The following is a 9,516-nucleotide window of genomic DNA, read 5'->3' as shown; positions in this document are numbered from 1 at the left end:
GATCGAAATGACCCTGACCGAAGGCAAGAACCGTGAGGTCCGCCGCATTCTCGAACATCTCGGCCTTCAGGTGAACCGTCTGATCCGGACCAGCTATGGCCCCTTTCACCTCGGCGAACTGGCTTCCGGCGCGATCGAGGAAGTGCGCCAGCACGATCTCATCCTGTTCCGCAAGAGCCTGAAGGTTTCCAAATGAGGATCATCGCGGGCCAATGGCGCGGGCGCCCGCTGGTCGCTCCCAGGGGCGATGCCACGCGCCCCACGGCGGATCGCACCCGCGAAACGCTGTTCTCCATGCTGTTGAGCCGCATCGGCTCCTTCGAAGGACTGGCCGTGGGCGACTTCTTCGCCGGGTCGGGCGCACTGGGGTTCGAGGCGCTGTCGCGGGGCGCGGCAAGCTGCGTCTTTGTGGAACAGGATCGCGCCGCTCTCGACGCGATTCGGGCTAATGGCGACAGGCTGGGCGTGCGCCCGGACATCCGTCCGAGCAGCGTCCTGTCCCTCGGCCCGGCCAGCAGGCCGCTGGACCTGATCTTCATGGACCCGCCCTACAACACCGGCGCGGGCATGGTCGCTCTCGACAAGCTCGGCCGCCTCGGCTGGACCGCGCCCGCCACCTGGGTCAGCATCGAAACCGACCGTCGGGAGGATGTGGAGGTGAAGGGCTTCACCGTCGAAGCATCCCGCGACGTCGGCAAAGCCCGCCTCACCCTGTTGCGTGCAGAGGCTTAAGCGGCCTCTGCATCCTCATAGGCCTGCGCTTCCTTGCCGATGAGAATATTGGCGAGGAACCAATAGGCCTGACCCCAGGCCTCCAGCACCGCATCGGTCGCGACTTCAGCGCCCAGCACATCCCGGATCGCGGGCAGCAGCGCTTCGGCGACCTTGGGATAATGCTCCGCCTTCACGCCGGTTTCGACGTGCCGCTGCACCATACGCGCAACTGCGCCGTCCAGCGCCTGCAACCTGTCGATATTTTCCGCGTAGCCCAGGATCGCAGCCGCCAGCCGCTTGGGCTGCTCACCGTTTTCTTGCGCCGCCTGATCGAACATGTCCTTGATCGAAGCGTCCTGAAACAGCCGGGCATACATGGCAGTCGTGATCTCCACGCCATGCTTGCGCAACGCGGGCGCGGTAGCCTTGATGATAGCGATGGTGTCGGCGTTCAGCAGGGTCATGGAAGGCACCTTTATCAAAAGACTCGATAAAGGTGCATTTACATTGCATCTTTTAAGATGTAAATAGGATGAATGTTTGTAAGTGAGCCTCCCCTCGGGTAGCAGGACTTCCCATGCAACTCACCCGCCACACCGATTATGCCCTGCGCGTCCTTATTCATCTGACAGTGACGCTGGCGGGCCGCGCGACCATTCCTGAGATCGCCGACACTTATGGCCTTTCGCGCAACCATCTGATGAAGGTGGTCCATCATCTCGGTCAGGGCGGCTTCGTGGAAACGCAGCGAGGGCGCGGCGGCGGCTTTACCCTCGCCCGCGCGCCGGAGACGATAAAGATTGGCGACGTCATCCGTCATACCGAACCGGACATGAACATGGCGGACTGCGCCACCTGTGCCATTCGTCCGGCATGCGGCCTGTCAGGCATATTGAAGGCGGCCACCGCCGCCTTCATGACCGTTCTCGACCAGCATAGCCTGGCCGATGCGGCACGCGATCGGGCCGGACTGGCAGCACTCATCGCTGCCTTGCCCGGCCCCGATGCACGCCCTAACGACGCCTGCGCATAGATTTGGAAGCCTCGCCTCGATTGATGCAGCTATCCTGCACAGTGCTGCTGCATAACGGATAGTCTTTCCGCTCAGCCGGCGGGGGCGTCATGTTGCCACCCACGGTGACCGGATTGTTGGAACTTCCAACCGGAGCAGCAGCGTCCCTCGGCATATTGGGCGGAGCCGGGTTCATACCCGCGTCAGGGGGCACCGCGCCCGTCGGCTGCCCAGCATTGGGGTCGGCACCCGAAGGCGGGGTTGCCGGGGTTGCAGGCGTCGCCGAAGTCGCTCCCAGCCCCGGCGTTCCCGGATCGGCAGGCATAGCAGGCGTTGCCGCCGTTGCGCCCTGATCGGCAGGCGGCGGCGGCGCGTCAGTTGCAGGCGGCTGAGCCGAGGCAGGCATGTCCTGCGCCGCTGCAAGGCCAGTAACGCCGCCGCCAAATGCGAGCAGGGCCGCACCCGCCAATAGGATCGATTTCATCGGGATCTCCTTTCCTTGTTCTTCACCCGTTCTGCCGCTTGGGCTGGGGAGAAAACCGGAGTCGTGACGCCCGCGTTCCGGGCACGGCGATGAACCGTGGCCCAGGTGCCGCCAGATGATCCGTTCAGCGCGCCTTAAGCCTGCGGATACCGATCGAATTTCGGCAGTTCATGCGCCTTGTCCATCCAGGGCGCTGCCTCCGCATATTGCACATGAATGCCCGGCGGAAAGGCCGACTGATCGTCCAGCGTCGCCGTCTGGATATCCACCATGCCGGGAAATGTGGCGCCATTGCGATAGAACAGCCCCGTCCCACAGGTCCCGCAAAATTCCCGAACCACATTGTCCGACGACCGATACTGCGCCGGCACCCCGCTGATCGTCACCTGTCCATCGGGAAACAATGCCCAGCCCACCATGGGCGCACCCGCGCTTTTCCGGCAATCGGAACAGTGACAAAGCGCGCTGTAAACCGGTTCGCCCTGCGCCTCATAGTGGATGGCCCCACATTGGCATCGTCCCGTAACCATGAGCTTTCTCCTTGCATGATTCTCCTTTTGTTCTCATAAATTGCGCGACGCCGCAAGGCTGCTTGCCCTTGCCCCTGCAACCCGCGCACCCTAGTTGATGGCCCATGACCCTGCCCGCTCCCTCGCCCGACGATCCCGCCTATCTTCAGGGCCTGAACGAGCCTCAACGCGAAGCCGTGCTGACGACGGAGGGCCCGGTGCTGGTTCTCGCGGGCGCGGGCACCGGCAAGACCGCCGCCCTCACCGCCCGTCTTGCGCATCTGATCGCGACCCGCCGGGCCTATCCTTCGGAAATCCTCGCCGTCACCTTCACCAATAAGGCCGCGCGGGAAATGCGCGAGCGCGTTGGCCGCATGATCGGCCCGGCGGTGGAGGGCATGCCGTGGCTCGGCACCTTTCACGCCATCGCCGCCAAAATGCTGCGCCGCCACGCCGAACTGGTCGGGCTGCAATCCAATTTCACCATCCTCGACACGGACGACCAGCTCCGCCTGATGAAGCAGCTCATCCAGGCCGAAGGGATTGACGAGAAGCGCTGGCCCGCCCGCCAGTTGGGCGGCCTTATCGACCAGTGGAAGAATAAGGGCCTGACGCCGGAGGAAATCGGCGCGGGCGAAAGTGAAGGCTATGCGAACGGCAAGGGGCAGAAACTCTATGCTGCCTATCAGGCCCGTCTGCGCGACGTAAACGCCTGCGATTTCGGCGACCTGCTTCTGCATGTTCTGACGATATTGAAACGCCACCGCGACGTATTGGAAAGCTATCAGCAGCGCTTCCGCTACATCATGGTGGACGAATATCAGGACACCAACTCCAGCCAATATCTCTGGCTCCGCCTGCTCGCCCAGACCCGCAAGAATATCTGCTGCGTGGGCGACGACGACCAGTCGATCTATTCATGGCGCGGCGCAGAAGTCGCCAATATCCTGCGGTTCGAAAAGGATTTTCCGGGCGCGAAGATCGTCCGCCTCGAACAAAATTACCGCTCGACCCCGCACATTCTCGGCGCGGCGTCGGGCGTGATCGCGGAAAATGGCAATCGCCTGGGCAAGACGCTCTGGACCGACATCGACGTGGGCGAGAAGGTGCGCATCATCGGCGTCTGGGACGGCCCGGAGGAAGCCCGCCGCGTCGGCGACGAAATCGAATCGATCGAACGGAGCGGCCAGTCGCTGGACGAAGTCGCCATCCTCGTCCGCGCCCAGCACCAGACCCGCGAATTCGAAGACCGCTTCATCCAGATCGGCCTGCCCTATCGCATCGTCGGCGGCTTCCGCTTCTACGAGCGTGCCGAAATCCGCGATGCACTGGCCTATCTGCGCCTCGTCAACCAGCCCGCCGACGACCTCGCCTTCGAGCGGATCGTCAACGTCCCCAAGCGCGGGCTTGGCGACAAGGCGGTCGAGAAACTGCACCGCCTCGCCCGCGCCGAGGGCATTCCCCTCGCGCTCGCCGCAGCGCGCATCCTCGACACGGACGAGATGACGCCGCAGGCCCGTCGCTCATTGGGCGCCTTCATCGGCGACCTCGCCCGCTGGCGGGACCGCGCCGCGCAGCTTCCCCATGCGGAACTCGCCCGGCAGATACTGGACGAGAGCGGCTATACCGCCATGCTTCAGGCCGAGCGCACCGCCGAAAGCGCAGGACGCCTCGAAAACCTCAACGAACTCGCCCGCGCCATGGAAGAATATGAGACGCTGGGCTCCTTCCTTGAGCATGTGTCGCTCGTCATGGACAATGAAGCACAGGCGGACGAGCGGAAGGTCACGATCATGACCATCCACGCCGCAAAGGGCCTGGAGTTTGACACCGTCTTCCTCGCGGGCTGGGAGGAAGGCATTTTTCCCTCTCAGCGCGCCCTCGACGAAGGCGGCCTCAACTCGCTGGAGGAAGAACGCCGCCTCGCCTATGTCGCGATCACCCGCGCAAGGAAGCGCTGTCTCATCCTCCACGCCGCCAACCGCCGCATCTACGGCCAGTGGACCAGTTCCATCCCTTCGCGCTTCGTGGGCGAATTGCCGCCCGAACATGTGGAGGAGGAAAGCAGCATGTCGGGCGGCGCCTCGCTCTGGCGCGCCAACTGGTCGGAGCGCGCCGACCCCTTCGCCAATGTCCAGCGCGGATCAGGCAGAGGCCCCGGCTGGCAACGTGCCCAGCAAAGCGGCCAGTTCGTGAAAGAACCCGTCCGAATCGTGGAGGCTCGCGCCGCGGCTGTGTCGCTGGGGAATAAGGGGCGGGACGACATGAGCGTCGGTCTGCGCGTCTTTCACCAGAAATTCGGCTACGGCACGGTCGCAGAGATTGAAGGCAACAAGCTTGAGATCGACTTCGAAACAGCGGGCCGCAAGCGCGTGATGGACAGCTTCGTACAGCCCGCGTGACCGATCTCCGCATTCGTCGAGCCTGGAAGGATGGCATTTCGATCGCTGTGCGCATCCCAAATCCCAACTTTGGCCGGGATAACCAGGTGGGACGGACTGAAGGCGGTCGGTCTCGAAGACAATAAAGTGTCAGGCAATTAATGCAGAAACGCATCAAGCCCCGATCCAGACCGATCAAGGCGAAATAGACATCATTACTGCCGGCAAACCCGCTCTTGCTGTCGGGCGTTCTTCGAGAAAAATGCCCATCGGACATTTTCGTTTTTTATCGAAAAACTGGTGGAGCCTAGCGGGATCGAACCGCTGACCTCCTGCATGCCATGCAGGCGCTCTCCCAGCTGAGCTAAGGCCCCATCGTTGCGCGGCATGTTTATACCGCATCCCAATGGACTGGACCATGTCCGGCATAAAGCCGTCGGCCTGATTTATAATGCAAGGTCACTTGCAACCTCACGACACCCCTCGCTGACGCTCGGGAGTTTTTCGGGAAAATGTCCCTCCGGACATTTTTTTCCGAAAAACTGGTGGAGCCTAGCGGGATCGAACCGCTGACCTCCTGCATGCCATGCAGGCGCTCTCCCAGCTGAGCTAAGGCCCCGTTTCCAGTGTCGGCGCCGTTGGGGCGGCGCCTCGGAGGTCGCTGCCATTAGGTGGCGGCGAACTCCTTGGCAAGCACAAAATTCAATTAATTGTCATCGTCGCCGTCATCGCCGCCGGCATCGACGCCGAGGTCGTCGTCACCGCCCAGATCGACGTCATTATCCGGCGAATCGCCGTCATCATCCACGTCCAGATCCAGGTCCAGATCGTCATCGGCCGTCTCGATCTCCCCGTCGGCGGTTTCGATGACCTTCTTGGGCGCTTCCTCATAGGGCAGCGGCTGCTTCGACTTCAGCACCGGTTCCGGTTCCCAGGCCGTGCCGCAGTTGATGCAGGTGACCGGGTCATCCTTGCCCAGGTCATAGAAGCGCGTGGCGCATTTCGGGCAGGTACGCTTCGTGCCCCATTCAGCCTTGACCATGTCCGGCCTTTTCCTTCTCTTGCGAGTGCTCAAAACAGATATTACGCGGCACGACCGGGTCGCCCGCGAAGAGACGGCGCCTTGCCATAGCGAAACCGCCCTGTCAAAAGCCGGGCGCATTTTTTCAAGCCCCAACAAACGGATTTCCCCGTGATCGCTTCTTCCGACCAGCCCAGCCCGATGACCTTCACCGCAGCTCCGGCGCTTTCCGGCTCCATCGCCGTGCCGGGGGACAAGAGCATTTCGCACCGCTCGCTTATGCTCTCCGCGCTGGCGGTGGGCGAAAGCCGGGTCGAGGGACTGCTGGAGGGAGAGGATGTTCTCTCCACGGCCGCCGCAATGCGCGCGATGGGCGCGGATATCCGGAGGCAAGAGGACGGCATCTGGCACATTCACGGCGTCGGCGTGGGAGGCCTGCTCCAGCCCGAGAGCGCGCTCGACATGGGCAATAGCGGCACTTCGACCCGCCTTCTTATGGGTCTGGTCGCCAGCCACGGCATCACCGCGACCTTCGTCGGCGACGCCTCGCTCAGCCAGCGTCCCATGGCCCGCGTGACCGAACCGCTCACACGCATGGGCGCCAGCTTCACCACCAGCCCGGGAGACCGCTTGCCGCTCACCATGCGGGGCGCCTGCCCAGCCGTGCCGCTCGACTATCGCCTCCCCGTCGCCTCGGCGCAGGTGAAGTCGGCGATCCTGCTCGCCGGTCTCAACACCCCCGGCATTACTCGCGTCGTCGAGCCGATCCCGACCCGTGACCATAGCGAACGGATGCTCCGGGGCTTCGGCGCCGAACTTGACGTAGAGGTTGAAACCGACGGAACCCGTATCATTACCTTGAAGGGCGAAGCAGAACTGCGCCCGCAGTCGATCATCGTGCCCGGCGACCCCTCCTCCGCCGCCTTCCCGATGGTCGCGGCGCTGCTGGTGGCGGGATCGAAGGTCACCATCGCCAATGTCGGCCTGAACACCACCCGCGCCGGCCTTGTCGATCTGCTGCGCGAAATGGGCGGCAATATCGTGATCGAAAATCCGCGCGAAGTCGGCGGTGAGCCGGTGGGCGATCTTGTCATCACCGCGTCGGCATTGAAGGGTGTCGAGCCCGACCCGGCCCGTGCGCCCTCAATGATCGACGAATATCCCGTCGCCTTCATCGCCGCCGCCCTTGCCGAGGGGCGCAGCACCTTCCGCGGCCTTGAGGAACTGCGCGTCAAGGAATCGGACCGCATCGCCACGATGGCGACGGGCCTCCGCGCAATCGGCGTCACCGTCGAGGAACTGGAGGACGGCATCGTCATCGAAGGAACCGGCGGCGCGCTACTGCCGGGCGGCGGCCCGATCGCCACAAAGCTCGACCATCGCATCGCCATGAGCTTCGCCGTCGCCGGCCTCGTGTCGAAAAACGGAGTCACCATTGACGACATGCGCCCGGTAGCGACCAGCTTCCCCGGCTTCACAGGCCTCCTGAAATCGCTCGGCGCGCTGGCATGACGTTCGACTCCGCTGAAATCATGGGCCTCATCGGCAGCGGCCTGATGGTCATCGCCTATGCCTATAGCAACATGGCGAAGCTGCTGAATTTCACGCTCTTCAATCTGCTGAACCTGATCGGCGCGCTGCTGCTGATCTATTCGCTGACGATTCATTTCAATGTTGCATCGATGGCGCTCGAAATCGTGTGGGCGTTCATCGCGCTCGTCGGCCTCGCCAAGGCGCTGCGGAAAGGCAAAGCATCATGATCATCGCCGTCGACGGCCCCGCCGCCTCTGGCAAGGGCACGATCGCCAAGGCGCTCGGCCGTCACTATCGCCTGCCCGTGCTCGACACTGGCCTGCTCTATCGGGCGGTCGGACTTGCCGTGCTCAAGACCGGCGGCGATCCTGACCATGAGGCCGATGCGCTGGCCGCCTGCACCTTCAACGACGGCGTGCTGGCCGACCCGGCGCTGCGCAGCGAGGCGGTCGGATCGCTCGCCTCGCGCGTCTCAATCCACCCAAGCGTCCGCCAGGCGCTGGTCAAGCGCCAACGCGATTTCGCGACCCGGCCGGGCGGCGCCATTCTTGACGGCCGCGACATCGCCACTGTCATCGCGCCCGACGCCGACGCCAAGATCTTCGTGACGGCCAGCGTCCACGTCCGCGCCCAGCGCCGCTATCAGGATGCACTCGAGCATGGCGGCCATCCCGACATGGACAGTCTGATCGCGGACATTCAGGCCCGCGACACTCGCGACATGAGCCGCGACCACGCGCCGCTGCGCGTGGCCGATGGCGCGGACTTGCTCGACACCTCCAATTTGACTATAGACGCCGCCGTCCAGCAGGCCATTGCACTGGTGGACGCCCAGTTGGAACGTCGGCGGAAAGCCTGACGCGATGCCGGGCGCCGGGGTTCCCAGGCGCCCTTTTCGCTTATCCACAGGGCGTCGACTCGTCAGGGCCGAACGGATGTCCGCACGCTATACGGGTGTGCGGACGGTTTGGCCTGAAAGACCACCGGACACAACCGGTAGGCCAGCAATGACGAGTGAAGGAAACTACAATGGCCTCTACGGCATTCCCCTCGCGCGACGATTTCGCCGCGCTTCTCAATGATTCTCTCGGTGGCGAGGACGGCGGCTTCGAAGGCCGCGTCGTCAAGGGCACCGTTACCGGCATCGAAAACGACATGGCGCTGATCGACGTCGGCCTGAAGTCGGAAGGCCGCGTGCCGCTGCGTGAATTCGCCGCGCCGGGCCAGAAGGCTGACCTGAAGGTCGGCGACGAAGTCGAAGTCTATGTCGATCGCGTCGAAAACGCCCATGGCGAAGCGATGCTGTCGCGCGACCGCGCTCGCCGCGAAGCCGCCTGGGACAAGCTGGAATCCGAGTTCACCGAAAATGCCCGCGTCGAAGGCGTCATCTTCGGCCGCGTCAAGGGCGGCTTCACCGTCGACCTCGACGGCGCCGTGGCGTTCCTCCCCGGTTCGCAGGTCGATATTCGCCCCGTGCGCGACGTCACCCCGCTGATGGACATTCCGCAGCCCTTCCAGATCCTCAAGATGGATCGCCGCCGCGGCAACATCGTCGTGTCGCGCCGCGCCATCCTGGAAGAAACCCGCGCCGAACAGCGCTCGGGCCTCATCCAGACGCTGGCCGAAGGTCAGATCATCGAAGGCGTCGTCAAGAACATCACCGATTATGGTGCGTTCGTTGACCTGGGCGGCATCGACGGCCTGCTGCACGTCACCGACCTCAGCTACAAGCGCATCAACCATCCCAACGAGATGATCAACATCGGCGACACCGTCCGCGTTCAGATCATCCGCATCAACCGCGACACCCAGCGCATCAGCCTTGGCATGAAGCAGCTGGAAAGCGATCCGTGGGAAGGCGC

At 63.6% G+C, this 9,516-nt stretch carries 11 protein-coding genes, 2 tRNA genes and 1 pseudogene; 8 read left to right on the top strand and 6 right to left on the bottom strand.

Features of this window, described 5'->3' with window-relative positions; all coding sequences use genetic code 11:
- Together ACFC3J_RS20720 and rsmD are read left to right on the top strand one after the other, a co-directional pair.
- Positions 1-196 (top strand): annotated as a pseudogene (locus ACFC3J_RS20720) (pseudouridine synthase); the annotation flags it as partial.
- Complete coding sequence (gene rsmD, locus ACFC3J_RS20715; RefSeq protein ID WP_375197885.1) at positions 193-732, top strand: 16S rRNA (guanine(966)-N(2))-methyltransferase RsmD; 540 nt, start codon at positions 193-195, stop codon at positions 730-732. The pseudogene ACFC3J_RS20720 and the gene rsmD, both read left to right, overlap by 4 nt.
- Here rsmD and ACFC3J_RS20710 read toward each other — a convergent pair.
- Positions 729-1,178, bottom strand: coding sequence for a globin domain-containing protein (locus ACFC3J_RS20710; protein ID WP_375197884.1), 450 nt, complete (start codon positions 1,176-1,178; stop codon positions 729-731). The genes rsmD and ACFC3J_RS20710 overlap by 4 nt on opposite strands.
- Positions 1,179-1,291: 113 nt before the next feature.
- Here ACFC3J_RS20710 and ACFC3J_RS20705 point away from each other — a divergent pair, with 113 nt between their 5' ends.
- Positions 1,292-1,747, top strand: a complete 456-nt coding sequence (locus ACFC3J_RS20705; RefSeq protein WP_375197883.1) for an Rrf2 family transcriptional regulator — start codon at positions 1,292-1,294, stop codon at positions 1,745-1,747.
- Here the strand turns inward: ACFC3J_RS20705 and ACFC3J_RS20700 are convergent.
- Together ACFC3J_RS20700 and ACFC3J_RS20695 are read right to left on the bottom strand one after the other, a co-directional pair.
- On the bottom strand, positions 1,728-2,210 hold the full coding sequence (locus ACFC3J_RS20700; protein ID WP_375197882.1) for a Fe-S oxidoreductase: 483 nt from the start codon (positions 2,208-2,210) through the stop codon (positions 1,728-1,730). The genes ACFC3J_RS20705 and ACFC3J_RS20700 overlap by 20 nt on opposite strands.
- A gap of 134 nt (positions 2,211-2,344) precedes the next feature.
- Positions 2,345-2,740 (bottom strand): GFA family protein, encoded by a 396-nt coding sequence (locus ACFC3J_RS20695; protein ID WP_375197881.1) that lies wholly within the window; start codon positions 2,738-2,740, stop codon positions 2,345-2,347.
- A 104-nt stretch (positions 2,741-2,844) separates the two neighbouring features.
- On the opposite strand from ACFC3J_RS20695, the gene ACFC3J_RS20690 reads away from it, so the two are divergent.
- Complete coding sequence (locus tag ACFC3J_RS20690) at positions 2,845-5,121, top strand: ATP-dependent helicase (RefSeq protein WP_375197880.1); 2,277 nt, start codon at positions 2,845-2,847, stop codon at positions 5,119-5,121.
- A gap of 277 nt (positions 5,122-5,398) precedes the next feature.
- Here ACFC3J_RS20690 and ACFC3J_RS20685 read toward each other — a convergent pair.
- The 3 genes from ACFC3J_RS20685 to ACFC3J_RS20675 all read right to left on the bottom strand — a co-directional run bounded on the left by ACFC3J_RS20685 (position 5,399) and on the right by ACFC3J_RS20675 (position 6,142).
- A tRNA-Ala gene (locus ACFC3J_RS20685) sits at positions 5,399-5,474 on the bottom strand.
- Between the two features lie 169 nt (positions 5,475-5,643).
- Positions 5,644-5,719, bottom strand: a tRNA-Ala gene (locus ACFC3J_RS20680).
- 87 nt (positions 5,720-5,806) lie between these two features.
- Complete coding sequence (locus ACFC3J_RS20675; protein WP_007688826.1) at positions 5,807-6,142, bottom strand: TIGR02300 family protein; 336 nt, start codon at positions 6,140-6,142, stop codon at positions 5,807-5,809.
- Positions 6,143-6,322: 180 nt separating this feature from the next.
- On the opposite strand from ACFC3J_RS20675, the gene aroA reads away from it, so the two are divergent.
- The 4 genes from aroA to ACFC3J_RS20655 form a co-directional block, all read left to right on the top strand.
- The gene (aroA, locus tag ACFC3J_RS20670) at positions 6,323-7,633 is read left to right on the top strand and encodes a 3-phosphoshikimate 1-carboxyvinyltransferase (protein ID WP_375197886.1); all 1,311 of its coding nucleotides are present in this window, start codon (positions 6,323-6,325) and stop codon (positions 7,631-7,633) included.
- Positions 7,630-7,881, top strand: coding sequence for a hypothetical protein (locus ACFC3J_RS20665; RefSeq protein WP_375197879.1), 252 nt, complete (start codon positions 7,630-7,632; stop codon positions 7,879-7,881). Before aroA ends, ACFC3J_RS20665 begins: the two co-directional genes overlap by 4 nt.
- Positions 7,878-8,513 carry a (d)CMP kinase gene (locus ACFC3J_RS20660; protein ID WP_375197878.1) on the top strand — a complete coding sequence of 212 codons (636 nt, stop codon included), beginning with the start codon at positions 7,878-7,880 and terminating at the stop codon, positions 8,511-8,513. The genes ACFC3J_RS20665 and ACFC3J_RS20660 overlap by 4 nt, the downstream gene beginning before the upstream one ends.
- Before the next feature lie 170 nt (positions 8,514-8,683).
- A partial coding sequence (locus ACFC3J_RS20655) for a S1 RNA-binding domain-containing protein (protein WP_375197877.1) occupies positions 8,684-9,516 on the top strand: 833 nt, incomplete at its 3' end.

The organism is Sphingobium sp. (assembly GCF_041987595.1).
GTDB lineage: Bacteria > Pseudomonadota > Alphaproteobacteria > Sphingomonadales > Sphingomonadaceae > Sphingobium.
This window is presented reverse-complemented; position numbering and strand designations above follow the sequence as displayed.